The organism is Streptomyces chlorus, from assembly GCF_042655885.1.
GTDB classification, from domain to species: Bacteria; Actinomycetota; Actinomycetes; order Streptomycetales; family Streptomycetaceae; genus Streptomyces; species Streptomyces chlorus.
The window spans coordinates 13,596-30,016 of record NZ_JBHSOA010000042.1; the positions used below are offsets into that span (position 1 = coordinate 13,596).

The 16,421-nt window shown below is 69.0% G+C and carries 14 protein-coding genes and 1 pseudogene; 9 read left to right on the forward strand and 6 right to left on the reverse strand.

The window, feature by feature from the left end; all coding sequences use genetic code 11:
• The first annotated feature begins 23 nt into the window (after positions 1–23).
• The 3 genes from ACFPZI_RS19250 to ACFPZI_RS19260 all read left to right on the forward strand — a co-directional run bounded on the left by ACFPZI_RS19250 (position 24) and on the right by ACFPZI_RS19260 (position 2,461).
• Positions 24–677 (forward strand): GntR family transcriptional regulator, encoded by a 654-nt coding sequence (locus ACFPZI_RS19250; protein ID WP_381364512.1) that lies wholly within the window; start codon positions 24–26, stop codon positions 675–677.
• A 532-nt stretch (positions 678–1,209) separates the two neighbouring features.
• Positions 1,210–2,250, forward strand: coding sequence for a sulfurtransferase (locus ACFPZI_RS19255; RefSeq protein WP_381364514.1), 1,041 nt, complete (start codon positions 1,210–1,212; stop codon positions 2,248–2,250).
• A gap of 25 nt (positions 2,251–2,275) precedes the next feature.
• Positions 2,276–2,461 carry a hypothetical protein gene (locus ACFPZI_RS19260; RefSeq protein WP_381364516.1) on the forward strand — a complete coding sequence of 62 codons (186 nt, stop codon included), beginning with the start codon at positions 2,276–2,278 and terminating at the stop codon, positions 2,459–2,461.
• A gap of 73 nt (positions 2,462–2,534) precedes the next feature.
• On the opposite strand, the gene ACFPZI_RS19265 is transcribed toward ACFPZI_RS19260, so the two are convergent.
• Positions 2,535–2,729: a DUF397 domain-containing protein gene (locus ACFPZI_RS19265; RefSeq protein ID WP_381364518.1), complete on the reverse strand. Its 195-nt coding sequence runs from the start codon at positions 2,727–2,729 to the stop codon at positions 2,535–2,537.
• Positions 2,726–3,607, reverse strand: coding sequence for a helix-turn-helix domain-containing protein (locus tag ACFPZI_RS19270; RefSeq protein WP_381364519.1), 882 nt, complete (start codon positions 3,605–3,607; stop codon positions 2,726–2,728). Before ACFPZI_RS19270 ends, ACFPZI_RS19265 begins: the two co-directional genes overlap by 4 nt.
• Positions 3,608–3,943: 336 nt before the next feature.
• On the opposite strand from ACFPZI_RS19270, the gene ACFPZI_RS19275 reads away from it, so the two are divergent.
• Positions 3,944–5,014 carry a PASTA domain-containing protein gene (locus tag ACFPZI_RS19275; RefSeq protein ID WP_381364520.1) on the forward strand — a complete coding sequence of 357 codons (1,071 nt, stop codon included), beginning with the start codon at positions 3,944–3,946 and terminating at the stop codon, positions 5,012–5,014.
• A 154-nt stretch (positions 5,015–5,168) separates the two neighbouring features.
• On the opposite strand, the gene ACFPZI_RS19280 is transcribed toward ACFPZI_RS19275, so the two are convergent.
• Positions 5,169–6,563, reverse strand: a complete 1,395-nt coding sequence (locus tag ACFPZI_RS19280) for a Mucin-2 (protein WP_381364521.1) — start codon at positions 6,561–6,563, stop codon at positions 5,169–5,171.
• A gap of 408 nt (positions 6,564–6,971) precedes the next feature.
• Between ACFPZI_RS19280 and ACFPZI_RS19285 the strand changes: the two genes are divergently transcribed.
• The 5 genes and pseudogenes from ACFPZI_RS19285 to ACFPZI_RS19305 all read left to right on the forward strand — a co-directional run bounded on the left by ACFPZI_RS19285 (position 6,972) and on the right by ACFPZI_RS19305 (position 13,909).
• Complete coding sequence (locus ACFPZI_RS19285) at positions 6,972–7,748, forward strand: hypothetical protein (protein ID WP_381364523.1); 777 nt, start codon at positions 6,972–6,974, stop codon at positions 7,746–7,748.
• A 144-nt stretch (positions 7,749–7,892) separates the two neighbouring features.
• Entirely contained in the window at positions 7,893–8,387 is a 495-nt protein-coding gene (locus ACFPZI_RS19290) for an ATP-binding protein (RefSeq protein WP_381364525.1), read from the forward strand.
• Positions 8,388–8,446: 59 nt separating this feature from the next.
• A pseudogene (locus tag ACFPZI_RS19295) lies at positions 8,447–9,820 on the forward strand (IS1380 family transposase).
• Positions 9,821–10,192: 372 nt separating this feature from the next.
• Positions 10,193–13,303 carry a glycoside hydrolase family 18 protein gene (locus tag ACFPZI_RS19300; protein WP_381364526.1) on the forward strand — a complete coding sequence of 1,037 codons (3,111 nt, stop codon included), beginning with the start codon at positions 10,193–10,195 and terminating at the stop codon, positions 13,301–13,303.
• 231 nt (positions 13,304–13,534) lie between these two features.
• A complete protein-coding gene (locus ACFPZI_RS19305; RefSeq protein ID WP_381364997.1) occupies positions 13,535–13,909 on the forward strand; it encodes an alpha/beta fold hydrolase in 375 nt (124 codons plus the stop codon).
• Here ACFPZI_RS19305 and ACFPZI_RS19310 read toward each other — a convergent pair.
• From ACFPZI_RS19310 to ACFPZI_RS19320, 3 genes are read right to left on the reverse strand one after another with little or no spacing between them, the layout of a single operon-like run.
• Entirely contained in the window at positions 13,827–14,495 is a 669-nt protein-coding gene (locus tag ACFPZI_RS19310) for a 3-oxoacid CoA-transferase subunit B (protein ID WP_381364528.1), read from the reverse strand. The two genes, ACFPZI_RS19305 and ACFPZI_RS19310, sit on opposite strands and share 83 nt — an antisense overlap.
• Entirely contained in the window at positions 14,492–15,163 is a 672-nt protein-coding gene (locus ACFPZI_RS19315) for a 3-oxoacid CoA-transferase subunit A (protein ID WP_381364530.1), read from the reverse strand. The genes ACFPZI_RS19310 and ACFPZI_RS19315 overlap by 4 nt, the downstream gene beginning before the upstream one ends.
• Positions 15,160–16,365, reverse strand: coding sequence for a thiolase family protein (locus tag ACFPZI_RS19320; protein ID WP_381364531.1), 1,206 nt, complete (start codon positions 16,363–16,365; stop codon positions 15,160–15,162). The genes ACFPZI_RS19315 and ACFPZI_RS19320 overlap by 4 nt, the downstream gene beginning before the upstream one ends.
• Positions 16,366–16,421: the final 56 nt, after the last annotated feature.

Genomic DNA, 16,421 nt, shown 5'->3' on the forward strand with positions numbered 1-16,421 from the left:
GGCACGGAAGAGGAGCGAACAGCTTGAGCACCGCACGGGGAGACCGGGGCGCCGGCGCGGGCACGGGCAGCCACTACGCCCGTATCCGACGGAGCATCCTCGACGGCCAGTCACCGCCCGGAACCGTCCTGATCCCGACGGGCCTGAGCACGCAGTTCAACGTCTCGCGCACCCCCGTCCGGGAGGCGCTGATCAGGCTCGAACAGGAAGGCCTGGTGACCCAGGCCACTCGCGGCTACGTGGTCCGGACGCGCACTCCCCAGGAGATCCTGGAGATCTGCGAGGCGCGCATCGCCCTGGAGTCGACCGCCGCACAGGCGGCCGCGACCCGCCGGACCGAGCTCGACCTCGCCCGGCTCGTCCACGTCCACGAGTGCGCCGTGGCGTCGGCGGACCCCGCCGAGCTGCAGGATCTCAACGAGCAGTGGCACCGGGCGCTGCGCGAGGCCGGGCACAACGCGACGATCATCGAACTGATGGACCGCCTGGACGCCCAGTTGAAGGTGTACGACTCCGGCACCACCACCCGGCCGGACAACCTCGCGCTGATCGTCGAGGAGCACGCCCGGATCCTGGACGCGATCCGCCGCGGCGACGCGGCGGCCGCCGGACAGCACGTGATCGAGCACCAGAGCCGCACCCGGGACCTGCGCATCGCGGCCCTCGCGCGGTCCTGAGCCCCGTCCCAAGCCCGGTCCCGAATCCGGTCCCAAGCCCCGTCCCGACGTCGTCGGCTCCGCGTTCCGCACACACCGGGGTACATCCATGGCGGGCCAAAGCGAAGGGCCCGCCACCTGGTAGGACGCCGTTCGCACAGGCAACGCGGGGCGCCGAACGGGTCTGTTATCGTCGGGCCACGCCCAGAGCCGGGTTCTGTGACCTCGAAAGGCGGTGCCCACGTGTCCGTTCCCTCGTTCTTCCCCAAGGGAACCGTCTGCCACCGTGCCGCCGCCTCCACCGGCCGGTCCTGTCCCGCTCTCATCGGCCGGGCCGCTTCTGTCGCGTGACGCGGCACCCGCGCCTCTCCTGACCCGTCGAAACACTGCGCCCAACCGGCGGCATCCCGCCGAAGCGTCCCGATCCCCTTCCGCACCGGATGTCACCGATCCGGTGTGTGCGGGCGGAGGCGACCCGACCCTCCGCCCGCCGCGGGTACCCGGCACCCACGTCCCCCAAGCCCCACACCCCCTCGCAGAAGGCAAGACCGCGATGACAACCAGACGGATCCGGTTGAACGGGTTCAAGACATCGGCCGTGGCCCACACCACCGCCGGCCTGTGGCGCCATCCCACCAGCCAGTCGCACCGGTACACCGACCTCGATCTGCCGGGGCCGCTGGTCGACGCCGCCTGGCTGCGGGAGCACCTGCACCGCCCCGGCCTCGTCGTGCTCGATGCCACGGTGCGGCAGAAGCCCCTCCCGACGGACGCCGCCGGGCCCGGCGACCACGGGGCGGCGTTCCCCGCCCCGCTGCCCACCGGCCGGGACGACTGGGAGCGGGTCCGCATTCCAGGCTCCCGCTACGCCGACCTGGCGGGCGTGCTCGCCGCACCGGAGGCCGGCTTCTCCTACGCGATGCCCGACAGTGAGCGGTTCACCGCCGCCCTGCGCGAGCTGGGCGTCGGCCCGGACTCCCGCGTCGTGGTCTACGACGACGACTCCCGCATGTGGTCGACCCGCCTGTGGTGGGTCCTGGGGGAGATCGGCCTGCACACCGTCGCGGTCCTGGACGGCGGTCTGCGGGAGTGGCTGGCCCAGGGCGGACCGGTCGCCTCCGGCCCCGCGGCCGACCTGGACGCCGCCGACCCGGCCACTCCCGCCGCCGGTTGGCAGGCCGAGCAGCGCGGCACCCTGGTGGACAAGTCCGAGGTGCTCGACGTCATGAACGGCTCCCGCTCCGACCGGGTCCTGGTGTGCGCGCTCGGCGAGGACGCCTTCCGTGGCGCCGCGCCCACGCGGTACAGCCGCCGCGGCCACATTCCGGGAAGCCTCAACCTGCCCGCCAAGGACCGGCTGCTGGACTCCCGCGGCCGGTTCCTGCCCCGCCCGGCGCTGGAGGAAGCGGTCAGTGGCCTGCCCGCGGACACCGGCACGCTCCTCTACTGCGGCGGCGGCATCTCGGCGACGCTGCTCGGGTTCGTCCTGGTCCTGCTGGGCCGGGACGACGTGACCGTGTACGACGGGTCGATCGAGGAATGGTCGGCCGACCCGTCCCTGCCCATGACAGGGACGTCTCCCGCAGGCGGCTGACCCGCTGCCCGCCTACCGTGTGCCGGTGCCGGTCGTCCATCTGGAAGACCCGAACCACACCCCGCCCCCGGCCGGCTACCAGTCCCCCTTCTACAAGGCGGCCCGCGAGACCGAGATGCGCGCCGCGCACGCCCACTTCCAGGCGCGGCTGGACGCCGAGATCGCCGCAGGCCGTTGGACACCGCCCGAGGCGGCGACCGTGGACGCCTGACGCCGGGTTATCTCGGACATACATGTGCCCTGTGGCTCGCATCGGAGCCACAGGGCACAAGTAGGGCAGCGAATCAGCCGATCCGGTGGGCGGCGAACCCAACGAACGCGGCCCACGCGTCCGAACTGGCAGCCAGGCCTGGACGGTTCGTGTCCTTCGAGTCCCTCACGTGCACGGTATGCGGGCAGGTGGCTACCTCCACGCAGTCACCGCCCTCGCCACTGCTGTAAGTGCTCTTGAACCACACCAGTTCCGTTGCAGCCTTCATGACTCTCCCAGCAACCCCTCGACAAAAGCCATCGACTCCCCCGGAGTGAGAGCCTGGGCCCGGATGATCCCATACTGCGCCTCAAGCACCCGAACGGATGTCCGTTCCGTGTAGAGGTGGCTGCTTGTCTGGACCTCCGCGTAGGCCATACGTTGCCCGCTCTTGGTCTCGATCAAGGTGAACGGCCCTGCAAGCCCAGCGTGATCTACCCGCAGCGTGGGCATGACCTGGATCTCCACGTTGCGCTTCTGGCCTACCAGCAAGATCTGCTCCAGTTGTCCTCGCAGAACTCCATCACCACCGATGGGCCGTCGAAGCACGGTCTCTTCGATGACGAAGCTCATCAACGGTGCAGGCCACCGCGAGAAGATCTCCTGCCGCAATAGCCGAGCCGCGACTCGCTGCTCGATCGTCTCTTCATCAAGGAGCGGGCGCCGCATGGTGAACACGGCCCGTGCGTACTCCTCGGTCTGCAACAGTCCTTTCACCACATGCGTGTCATAGGCATGCAGCTCAACTGCCTCTGCCTCAAGCCGAGCCGCATCCCGGAAGAAGGCCGGATACTGCGCCCGCGCGACCTCCTCCTTCATCTCCTGAAGAATCCCGCCCGCGTCCAGCAACTCATCAGCCACGTCGATGAACTTCGCCGGCGGCACCCGGCGCCCCTGCTCATAAGCAGCGATAGTTGCCGTCGAATACCCCGTCCGCCCGCCGAACTCCGCCCGATCGAGCCCCGCCCGCAGCCGGAACCGCTTCAACTGCCGCCCGAACACCCGCAGGATGCCCGTCCCCGGCTCCGGCAAAGATCCCGGCACCGCGTCCTGCTCCGGCTCTCCTTGCTCGGCCGTCTCCCCCGGCTCCCGCACCAGTTCGCTCATAGCCCGTTCACCTCCGTCGTCCACCGGCCGGTCCGCCCAACTCCCCCACCCTGCCGAGGGACACGACCCGCTCCGCCTACATGCACCGCGGGGATGCGTACAGCGCCCCCGGTCGGCTCCTCACCCGGCGTCAACGCTAAAACCCCAAAACGTCGGTGAGCACACGAAGTCCGAAAGTTCCCCCCATCAGGTGCGACAGCCATGGATGGGCGACCGGCATAAACTGATCCACCCTTGGGGGCTTTTAGCGCGCTCTGTACGATGCCGTCGCTCGACCGACGGCCGGAGCGACCTCGCGGGCCCGCCATGACTCTGCTCAAGAAAAGAACACCGCCCATGCACCACCCGCCCGCCCCTCCGACACCGCCGCCCTACCGCCGCCCGGCGGCTCCCGGTACCCGGTGGTGGCTGACCACCCCGGCCCGCGTCGGCTTCGTGCTCGCCGTACCCCTGCTGGGGCTGGTCAACACGTTCCTCGGTTTCCTCCTGCTGGTCTTCGCGATCGTCCTGATCTGGAAGGACAACACCTGGCAGAAGGGCGTCAAGGTGGCCGCCACCATCGGGGTCATGGCGCTGCTCGGCGCGGTCGTCCCGGACCCGCCCGAGGACGGGGCCTCCACCGTGGCCCAGACGGACGGGAAGGGACGTGCGGCCGGCGCCCCGGCCTCGCCGACGCCCTCGACGACCGGGAACGACGGGGAGCCTGCGCCCAAGCCCCGGCCGAAGGCCGCCGACTACCGGGGCCTGCGGCTGGACGAGGCGCGGGACAGGGCCAAGGCCGCCGGGTTCGGCGTGGGCGACCACAACGCGTCCGACGACGACAAGGGCATCTGGATGCGGTCCAACTGGACCGTCTGCTTCCAGAAGACCGGCTGGACGTCGTCCGACACGAAGACGATCGACTTCGGTGCCGTACAGACGGGCGCGCCGTGCCCCGAGGCGGACGGCGAAGCCATCCCGTGGCCGAAGATGCCGGACCTGGTCCGGAAGACCTGGAAGACCGCGCACAAGGAGGTCGTGGACCTCGACATCGTCCCGGAGGACCACGTACGGGCGGACACGGCGTATCTCAACGACACACTGCCCGACGAGGGCGAGTACGACGACTGGCGCGTGTGCGTCACCGACCCCGCCGAGGACGCGGACGTCACCACCGGCACACGGGTGACCCTGGAGCTGACCCACCCGGACAACGGCTGCCCGGAACCCGACCGGGAGGAGGGCGACAGTCCCCGCCTGCCGGACCGGGACGACGACGGCGACCCCGACTACCGCGACCCCTTCCCCGGCGACCGGAATCGCAACAACACCTACCCGAACGGCCGGCCCGACAGCTCGGGCAGCTCCGGGGGCTCGTCCGGCGGCGGCGGAGGCGGCTGGAACTGCCCCCGCACCCGCTGGTGCTGACGCAGACACCCAGCCCCGCGCGACCGTGCGGCGGTGCACCTGGAGCCGGCCGGGGCGGGCAGTCGTCCGGGACGCGGGTGGTCCGCCGGGCGGTGACCGTGGACACGCGGATCGACCCCGAGCACCTCGGCCGCGTCGCTCCGGGCGCCCGCCGTCATCCGGGCACCCCGGCCTCGTCCAGGACCACGGCCATCTCACCCGGGGGAAGGGCCGGGTTGGCACCCGCGCTGAAGGCCAGCTCGGGCAGGGCGAGGGCCTCGAGGAGACAGGGAAGCGGCAGACGCGGGTCGCGGGCCGCCGCCTGGCGCGTCCGGACGTCCGGATCGTGGCTGAGCCGCTCGATCAGATCGGGGCCGGCGGCGGGGTCGCGGACGGCCAGCTGTCGGTAGATCCCGTCCGGATGGTCCGCGTAGCGGGCGGCCAGCCCCTCGCGGGGGAAGCGGGGGTGGCCGGTCGCCATCCAGGCGGAGAACGTCCCGCCGAGCCGTGCGTACACGCTCATCAGGACCTCCGCCGGGGTGTCGGGGTGATACACGGCCAGGTGGGTGCGCACGACGACGTCCGCGTCCTCGGCCAGAAGCCGCAGGAGATCCGGGGGCAGATGGGGGCTGCGGGCCGCGGCGCGGCGCAGCAGAGGATGGGCGGAGGCCGCGGCCCGCCGTAGCACCTCCTGATCGGCGATGCCGACCGCCACCCAGTCCACGTCACCCCGTGCGCGTAGGGCCACGGTGAAGTCGATCGCGGCGCGTCGGGCTTCGGTCAACTCGGGCCGGAGGGAGACGGCGAGCCGCACCCCGTCGTCGGGGTCGACGGCGAGCCGGTCCACGAGGTCGGCCGGCAGGGACGGATTACCGGCGAGCTCGACCAGGTGGACGCCCTCGGCGAGGAACCGCTCGGCGTCCGCGCGGTCGAGGAGCCCCCGGCGCAGCGCCTCGGGCAGGGCGGCGGGGTCGCGGAGCAGCGCCGCCGTGAGCCGTGCGTCGTGAGAACACGCGCACAGCGCGGCCGACCGTCGTACCTCGGGGTCGGGGTCGTCGAGCAGCGTGGCGCGCCCGTCCGCCGTCAGTTCGTCCCAGACGCGCAGGGCGGCACGTCGTGCGGCCGGATCGGGATGCCGGGCCAGGGAGGCGAGGAAGGACGGCGCCAGGTGGGGCGAGTGCAACAGCGCGCTGCGGACGGACGGTTCGGGGTCTTCGAGGAGACGCCCGCACACGGCGTCCGGCAGCGGACGGACCTTCGTCCGGGGATCGCGGGTCCACTCGGGTCCGTTCGCGACGGCGGCCCGCACCTTGGGCGAGGGGTCGTCCGCGAGCCGGGCCCGCTGCTCGGGCTCCGCCTGGCCGCTCATCGCGAACCGGACTCGCGCGTTCAGGACCGGGTGGGTGAGGACAGCCGCCACGGCCGGCTCGGGCAGCCCCGGCCGGTGGAGGGCTTGGAAGGGCGGGCCGTGACCCCCGCCGTCGAAGGCGATCAGCCGCAGCAGCAGCGGTGTGGGGAGGGCCGGGTTGGCGGCGACTCCGTCCAGCGCGGAGGAGTGGAAGGCGACCATGTCTCAGTTCCCCGACCCGGCGCTTTGCACGCAGCCTCCACTGCGGACGCCTACGCGGCATCGGCCTTTCGGGTCAGCATGCCGTCATCCTGCCACGGGCCGGGATGCCTCCGCACGTGATCACCGAGTGCCCGCACCACGTCAGGTGCTCTTACTTCTCACCGACATTCATGCGCTCTCCAGGCGACGAGTGATGTTCGAACCCAACGACAAATGCTCTTGCTTGAGGCCTACGCAGCCAGGACCCCGATCCACTGAAGACCGAACAGACCCCCGCCCGACGAATTCTGACGCTGGCAATCAATTCCGGCCTGGCGGTTCCAGCCCCGCGAGCTCGTGCCGGTGGCCCTGGGCACACCAGCCGCAAAACATGACACATTCTCGGAAAGTGTCACAGTCAGCGAATCCATGCTCCTGCGCAATGGCTTCTTTCGTGGCCTGAAAATAGAGGAGCTGCTGTTCAGCCTCATCAGGGCCGTCGGTAGTGCGACCCGGGAAGGTGTCCAGCACGGTCGGTTGGTATTGAGCCATGGTGGGGAGCTAAGCGTCATCAAGCCCTGGAAGATGCTCCACGACTTCTCCCGACTTCCCGTCCTCACCGGTCCGCACAACCTGCGGGGAACCGTCTCGTGGAAATCCATAGCCCGCGCCCGGCACGCCGACCCCGGCGCCCACCTCTCCCAGGCCATCGTGGACGCGCGGGACGTGCGCTACGACCACGACCTGATCGACGTCCTTCCCACCCTGGCCGAGCACGACTTCGTCCTCGTCAGGGACCAGAGCAACGCCATCGCCGGCATCGTCACCGCCGCCGACGTGGCCCAGGCCTACGGTGACCTGGCCGGGCACTTCCTCCTGATCGGGGAGATGGACCGCAGGCTGCGGCAGGTCATCACAGGAGCGTTCACCCTGCCCGAGGTCACGAAACTCTGTGACCCCAAGGGAAAACGCATCACCTCCTTCGGCGACATGACAGTCGGCGACTACCAACGTGTACTGGAGAACGCCGATCTGTGGGAGCAACTCGGATGGCCGCTCGACCGCAAGGTGTTCATCGCGCGGCTGGACGAGATCCGCAAAATCCGCAACAACGTCATGCACTTCAACAGCAGCGATCCCCTGCCGAAGGCCGACGTGGACAAGATCCGCAACCTCAACAAGCTGCTGCGGGAGTACGGGGAGTAGGTACGGGACCGCTCCCCGCGGTTCCGCCTCCGACCACCGTCGCCACATACAGAGGCATACACGAAACACACCGTCACCCACGACGCCTTGCTGTGCGCACGTCGGACCTGGGACCACCAAGGTGAGTCCGGCAGCGTAGGGGCCATGAACAGCACCTCCCCCACCGCTGAAACGCACACCGTGAACCGCGAGTTCGTCATGCGCTTCAGCCCCACCCCGCGGGGTGCCCGCCTGGCACGCCGTCTGGTCGCGGACCGGCTCGACGCGTGGGGCCATCCCCACACCTCCACCGTCAACGAGACGCTGACCCTCATCACGGCCGAGCTGACCGCCAACGCCGTACGCCACGGCCACGTACCCGGAGGGGACTTCGAGGTGCGCCTCATCGGCGGCAGTGGGACGCTCCGCGTAGAAGTGTCCGACACCCGAACGGAACGCGTACCGCTACCGCCTCACGACGCACCGCCCGCCGACGCCGAGTCCGGCCGGGGTCTGGTACTGGTCGCGGCGCTGGCCGACGAGTGGGGCACCATGCCGCGCGTGAACGCCCCCGGGAAGACGGTGTGGGCGGTGCTAGCCTCGCGCTTTCACGTGGCGGGGCGTCCGATGGGTGATCAGAAACGCGGAGAGTGCTCCTGACCTGCAACGATGGGACTTGTCTAGGGTCCAGGTCGTCGCATGAAAGAAGCACTCTCCAGGTGAAGAAGCGTATCGGGTCCTACCCGCGTGTCTGTACCGAAGGCAGTGGTCGCGGGGTGGTCTCCCAGGCCGGCGGTGTGCTGCTCGTGGAGACGATTCGCAAGACCGGCCTGGACAGGGCGATCTCGGCGGCGTTGGCGCCGTGGCGCAAGTCGCGGGCGGTGCATGATCCGGGAAAGATCCTGCTGGATGTGGCGCTCGCGATCGCGCTGGGCGGGGACTCCCTGGCGGATGTGGGCATGCTTCGCGCCGAGCCGGCAGTGTTCGGGGCCGGTGGCATCGGATCCGACGGTGTCCCGGCTGATCGACACACTGGCAGCGGGCGGGAAGCGGGCGCTGACCGCACTGCGGCAGGCTCGCGCTCAAGTCTGCGGATATGTATGGACGTTGGCCGGTGAGGAAGCTCCGGACGCCAGCGGGCAGGTGGTCGTGGACCTGGACGGGGTGCTGGTCATCGCACACTCCGAGAAGCAGGATGCGGCCGCGACCTGGAAGAAGACCTTAGGGCACCATCCGCTGATGGGGTTCGTCGACCACGGCCAAGGCGGGTCCGGCGAACCCGTGCCGGCCTGCTGCGGCCGGGGAACGCGGGCAGCAACACCGCTGCAGATCACATCGAAGCAGCCCAGCTCGCCTTGAAGCAGCTGCCGAAGAAGTACCGCCGCGGACGGTGGACGCTGATCCGCTGCGACTCCGGCGGCGGCACCCACGAGTTCGTCAACTGGCTGTCCATGCGGGGCCGGTGGCTGTCCTACTCGGTCGGCATGACCATCACCGACGCCATCCACCAGGCCGTCTTGAAGGTTCCCGCCTCGGCCTGGACGGTAGCCGTCGAACCCGGCGGCCAGATCCGCGACGGCGCCTGGGTAGCCGAACTCGACGGAGACTGCCTGAAAGGCTGGCCCAAAGGAATGCGGCTGATCGTCCGCAAGGAACGCCCGCACCCTGGCGCCCAACTGCGCTTCACCGACGCCGACGGCATGCGCTTGACCTTCCTCGCCACCAACACCATCAACACCCCGATCGCCGCGCTGGAACTGGGTCACCGCCAGCGCGCCCGCGCCGAAGACCGCATCCGCGCCGCCCGCGCCACCGGCCTACGCAACCTCCCGCTCCATGACATGGCGCAGAACCAGATCTGGCTGGAGATCGTCCAGATCGCCCTGGACCTGCTCGCCTGGATGCCGATGCTCGCCCTGACCGGCAAGCCCCGTCTGTGGGAACCCCGCCGGCTCCGCCTGCGGCTGTTCTCCACCGCCGCCCAACTGGTCACCACCGGCCGCCGCATCCTCCGCCTCGCCCACCACTGGCCATGGAGCGATGTGATCACCGAGGCCCTGGACCGGCTCCAAGCCCTGTCGAAACCCGGCTGACCAGCACGTTCCCTTCCCTGCAAACAGCACCACCCCGCCGGAGCCGTGGAACCCGGCGTCCACCCGACGCGACAGCCGGGCCCTCACGCTGCCCACCATCAGCCCAACACGTCGAAATAGCCCGCCAGTTGCACTGACGAGCCGTCATGAAATGCCGAGGTTAATGACCGCCGACACCACGGCGACACAAACCCCCCTCACCACCGGCTACGTAGATCAGATGTTCTCCGGGTCATCAATTCCAGGCCATTCCCATCGACCCGTTCTGGCGCGATCAGGCGCAACCGGAAGGGCTCATTACGATCTGTGGTCGACAAGGTCGCCCATGATTGAGTGGGGCGCAGCGATCCGCAACACTAGGAGCGACCTTCAATGAGCCTTTCGTCGGATTATCCTGACGTCCCCAAGTGGGAAGAAAATCCCAGCGGTTACAAGACCGGAGCCGTCGCCAAATACAAGGGCAATATTTTCCGTGCCGCTTTCTGGGCCTCGGAGCCGGGAGTGGGAGACCCCGACAAGAACGGCTGGCGATTCTTCGACGAGCTGTACGACCAGACCCCGCACAAGCCGACCGAGCGGGCGAACATCATCGCCTACATCCCTACCTGGCGGAAGAAGGAGGGATTCAACTACGGCAAGGGCGAGATGTATCAGTACATCACGCACGGCATCATCGCGTTCCTGACGTTCAGCGACAAGGATTCCGGGGTGTTCGACCCCGCGTCGGTCAGGGAGATCAGCACCATTCTCCCAGACGTGCTCATCGCCGCGAACATGTACAGGACCAAGATCATGGTCGCGCTGGGCGGCGCGAACGACTACGCGTTCCTGGACCTGATGACGGCGATCGGGAACGACCCGGCCTCCCCGAAGCTCAACCAGACGGTCCGCAACGTCGTGGACTACGTCACCCACAACGGCCTGGACGGCGTCGATCTCGACCTGGAGTGCTGGTGGGGCCGACCCGGCGACCAGGACCAGGGCGGCCGGATGAAGAGTGACGGGCCGCATCCCGCGGGGCGGGGTCTGACCCTGTTCGCCAGGAAACTGAAGGAGGCCATGCCCGACAAGGTCGTGTCGGCGGCCGTCTTCGGTACCTCGTGGTACGGGAACAACTACGACCCGGACATGGCCGAACACCTCGACTGGCTCGGCGTGATGACCTACGACCTCACCGGGTCGTGGGACAAGTCCCCGGTCGGCCCGCATTCCGCCCTGCACAAGATCCGCGGGAAGGACACGGCGAAGATCCGTGAGGCGGATGTCTATCTGGAGTCGTACCTCCGCGAACAGCAGGGCGGCTGGCCGGGGGCCAGGGCGGGCGCTGGTTCGGACGCCCCGGGTGGCGACGCTGCGGAGAACAATCCGATCCTCTCGGTCGAGGACTGCCTCTGGTACTGGACGAATCCGCTCTTCATGAACTGGCAGGGCAAGGGGCAAGGTGTGGACCGCGGCAAGATCGCGGCCGGAGTGCCCATCTACGGTTACGACTTCGCCGCGGCCAAGGAACCGGACGACCTGACCGGTGAGGTGCCCCCGGGGTACAAGGTGCTTCGGTACAAGGAAATCCTGGACGAGTTCCCGGACGCCCTTGAGGCCGAGGACGCGAACATCAAGGTGGACGGGAGCACGCCCCGCCCCGAGCTCGCCGAGCCCCTGCCTCCGGGCGAGTACCCGTACGCCCACAACATCTATTTCGAGACCCCGGACACCGCCGTCAGCAAACTGAAATTCCTCAAGGGAGTCGGCGCCAAGGGCGTCATCATCTGGGAACTCTCCAACGACGTCTGGGAAGACGGCAAGAGCATCATCAAGGCCCTCTACCTCGCCTCCGGCAACGAGGTCCCCGAGTCCTCGCCCATCACGGATCCGCCGATCCCGGTGGCCAACTCGTACCTGTGGGACTCCATCGGATTCCTGGGGCACGCGACCGGCGCCCTGCAGTTCCAGGACGACGGCACCAAGGACAACGGCATGCGCCAGTTCTCGGCGCGGCTGTGGAACATCCCCGACGACGCGGACTGGAAGAGCGTCGCCCAGAACTGCCCGGCTGTGGTCAAGAGGCAGTACTTCAACCGGCCGACCCGCATCGTGGACAAGGGTGCCCTCGGACTCTGGGGTGAGTTCGACGTCCTCGACAACGATGACGTGCCGGACTGGTTCTGGGGGCACATGGAAGAGAAGGACGGCGCGCCCGACGGGTACACGCGGTACGCCTCGCGCCTCTGGGGCCTGTCCCTCAGCGATGACTGGCAAGAGGCCGCGAAGCAGACCCCGGCGCTCATCGCGGGTCAGTACTTCGACGAGCCGACGGAGATCGAGGACAAGGGAGTAGGCGGGCTCTGGGGCCTTTTCGACGTCAGTAACGAGCTGAGCCCCATCCCCGCGTTCACCACGGTGGCCAGGGGCGAGAATGACTGCATGTACTGCCAGGTCGACACCCTTCCCGCCAAGGACCTGGACGGCTTGGGCAACGTGGAACGGTTCAACCTGACGAACACGATGACCATCGGTGAGGACGCGCCCTTCCTCTACTCGGTCATCACCAAGGGCGACGGCTCGGTCGATTTCCCCAAGGGCGTCGTCATGACCCTCGAGGGCCCGGACGGGAACTCCTTCGACGAGGACGTCGAGGAGGACGGAAAACTCGTCAAGATGTCCGGCGACTCGGTCCGGTACCTGATCGTCAAGGATCCTCAGGCCGGCGACTGGACCATGTCGATGAGCGTGACCAGGGACGCCGAGTTCCGGTGCGAATGCAACACCGTGCCGAGCGCGGACGTCTACGACACCCTCCTTGAGACCCGCCGGATACTCGACGCAGCGCAGGGCCTCGCCCCTCGGGATCTCGGCAAGACCGGTGCCACGGCGCTCGCGGGTGTGGCCACGATCGCGTTCTTGGCTCCTGAGATGCTCCCGCTCCTCGCCTTGGGCATGTTCGTCTTCGGCGTCGGGCTTACCGCATCCAAGGTGATCGCCGACAACCTGGCGGACACGTCGGAGAACATGGCGGCATACTCGCGGGTTCTGTCGCAGTTGGAGAAGAGCCTTCTGGAAGAAGGCCCTGCCGCCTTGGACAAGTACGTCTGGCTGATCGGCAAGAACGTTTCCGGCCCGGAGGTCTACGAGCTTCTCAAGCGCCCCCAGAACATCATCAGGTGGGCCGGGGTGCACGTCGAGGTGCTTCAGCTGGTCGAGCACATGACGGACCCGGAAAAGCAGAACTCCATTCGCCACGTGTTCTGGCAGTGCCTGCTCAAGAAGAGGCTGGGTGAGGAATTCGCCAGGGCGATGGGCGAGGCGCACGAGCTTGGCCGCCCCGGGTCCGACGCGGACAACGCGGCGGACGAGAAGAACAACGAGATCGGCCTCCGCCTCGCGGACGAAGTGGAATCCGACAAGGAATGCAAGAAGCGCGTCCACGAGATGTGGGAAGCGGGAGAACTCGCCATCCGGCCCGACTACGAGTCGGACCCGACCTGATGCCGGCGTAAGAGAGCATCGGCGGACGGCACCACCGAGCAGGTCCACGACCTGTTACGGGACAGGACCCGTCGCACCCACGGCCGCGGTGCCGAACCGACCGCGGCCGTGGTGGACGCGAAAGACGCAAGCGCCACCTGGTCACGGACACCCTCGGACCGGTCGTCCGTGGCCTCCGAGAGCGGTGGTGGTGCCGAACCTCATGAGCGCACCAAGCCGACCATCGTGCTGGTGCACGGCGCCTGGGCGGACGCCTCGGGCTGGAACGAGGTCATTCGGAGCCTCCAGGCCCAGGGCTATCCGGTGGTCGCCACCGCGAACCCGCTGCGCGGCCTCTCCGCCGACTCCGCCTACCTCGCTGCCCGGCTCAAGACGATCAAGGGCCCCCTCGTCCTCGCCGGCCACTCCTACGGCGGCGCCGTCATCACCAACGCGGTGCCCGATCATGTACTGATGGCCTGCCCGCGGTCCGCGGGCAGGCCATCAGCGCGTTGTCGGGCAGGCTGTCGGCCCGGCCCGTGTCTCACGCCTCGGCGGCGATCAGCGGCACGTCGAGGCGGCCGGCGAGTTCGTCCAGCGTGGTGCCGAAGGTCTGGGCGACCCTGAGCCCCTGGGGGGTGATGTCGAAGACCGCGAGGTCCGTGTAGACGCGGTCGACGCAGCGCAGCCCGGTGAGCGGGTAGGTGCATTCGGGCACCAGCTTGGGGGCGCCGGTCTTGGTGAAGAGCGTCATCATGACGAAGACCTTCTTGGCGCCGATCGCCAGGTCCATGGCCCCGCCGACGGCGGGGATGGCGTCGGGCGCTCCCGTGTGCCAGTTGGCGAGGTCGCCGCCGGCGGAGACCTGGAACGCGCCCATGACGCAGATGTCCAGATGACCGCCGCGCATCATCGCGAACGAGTCGGCGTGGTGGAAGTAGGCGGCTCCGGGCAGTTCGGTCACCGGGACCTTGCCCGCGTTCGTCAGGTCGGGATCGACCTCGCCCTCCTTCGCGGCGGGCCCCATGTTGAGCATGCCGTTCTCGGTGTGGAGGACCACCCCGGAGTCGGCGGGCAGGTGGTCGGCGACGAGGGTCGGCTGCCCGATGCCCAGGTTGACGAAGGCGCCCTGGGGGATGTCGCGCGCCACGAGGGCGGCCATGTCCTGCTTGCTCAGCGGACCTTGCTCGTTCATCACTCGGGTCGTGGTCATGCGCGGTCGGCCTCCTTCACCACACGGTCGACGTAGATGCCGGGGGTCACGACGGTTTCGGGGTCGATGTCGCCGGTCTCGACGATCTCGCGGACCTGCGCGATCACCGTGGTCGCGGCGGTGGCCATGACCGGACCGAAGTTGCGGGCGGTCTTGCGGTAGACGAGGTTGCCCATGCGGTCGGCGCGGTGGGCGCCGATCAGCGCGACGTCACCCTTGATCGGGTACTCCAGCACATAGGTGCGGCCGTCGATCTCGCGGGTCTCCTTGCCCTCCGTGAGGAGCGTGCCCACTCCGGTGGGGCAGAAGAAGGCGCCGATGCCGGCCCCGGCCGCCCTCATCCGTTCCGCGAGGTTGCCCTGGGGGACGACCTCCAGTTCGATCCGGCCCGCCCGGTAGAGGTCGTCGAACACCCACGAGTCCGCCTGGCGCGGGAAGGAGCAGATCACCTTGCGGACCCGTCCCTTGGCCAGCAGCGCGGCGAGTCCGGTGTCGCCGTTGCCGGCGTTGTTGGACACGACGGTGAGGTCCTTGGCGCCCTGGCGTATGAGGGCGTCGATCAGGTCGACCGGCATGCCGGCCATTCCGAACCCTCCGACGAGCACGGTCGAGCCGTCCTCGATCCCGGCCACCGCCTCGTCGGCGTGGTCGCACAGCAGGGTGGTCATCGGTTGCCTCCCGAGACGTTCTCCAGGACCACGGCGAGCGCCTGGCCGACTCCGATACAGATGGCGGCGACGCCCCACCGCTGCCCCGACTCCTTCAGCCGGTGGGCCAGGGTGCCCAGGAGCCTGCCTCCGGAGGCGCCCAAGGGGTGGCCGAGCGCGATCGCGCCGCCCTTGGCGTTGACGATCTCCGGGTCGACGTCCCAGGCGTCCACGCAGGCCAGCGACTGGACGGCGAAGGCTTCGTTGAGCTCGACGGCGGCGACGTCGGACCAGGTGATCCCGGCGCCCTTCAGTGCCCGGTTCGCCGCTTCCACGGGGGCGTATCCGAACATCTGCGGGTCCAGCGCGGACACGCCCCGGCCGGCGATGCGGGCGACGGGGTCGGTGCCGATGCGTGCGGCGGCCTCGCCCGAACCGAGCAGTACCGCGGAGGCACCATCGCTCAGCGGGGAGGCGTTGCCGGCGGTGATGACGCCGTCGGGGCGGAAGACGGGCTTGAGTCCGGCGAGCTTCTCGGCGGTCGAACCGGGGCGGATCCCTTCGTCCCGGGTGACGGTCGTGCCCTTGCGGTCCGTGACGACGGGCACCACCAGGTCGTCGTAGAAGCCGGCGTTCCAGGCGTCGTCGGCGAGGTTGTGGGAGCGTGCGGCGAATGCGTCCTGCCGCTCGCGGGCGATGGAGAAGCGGTCGCCCAGCTGCTCGTTCGCCTCGCCCAGGGAGACGGTCCACTCCTTCGGCATGCGCTGGTTCACCAGCCGCCACCCGAGGGTGGTGGACACGGCGGTCACGTCCGCGGCGGGGAACGCGCGCGAGGGCTTGGGCAGGACCCAGGGTGCCCTGGTCATCGACTCGACGCCGCCGGTGAGCACGATGTCCACGTCGCCGGTCTCGATGGCGCGGGAGGCGATGATGGCGGCGTCGAGGGAGGACCCGCACAGCCGGTTGACGGTCGTGGCGGGGACCGAGGTGGGCAGTCCCGCGAGGAGGACGGCCATCCTGCCGACATTGCGGTTGTCCTCGCCCGCGCCGTTGGCGTTGCCCCAGACGACGTCGCCGATCTCCGCCGGGTCGAGCGCGGGGGTCTTGGCCAGGGCCCCGGTGACAGCCACCGCGGCGAGGTCGTCGGGCCGGACCTCGGCGAGGGCGCCCGAGAACTTGCCGAAGGGCGTTCTTGCTGCTGCGTAAAGGTAACTGTCGCTCACGCCCCTACCGTACGAGCGCCCGCTTCATCATGTCCAAGACCTAGTCGGCATCGATT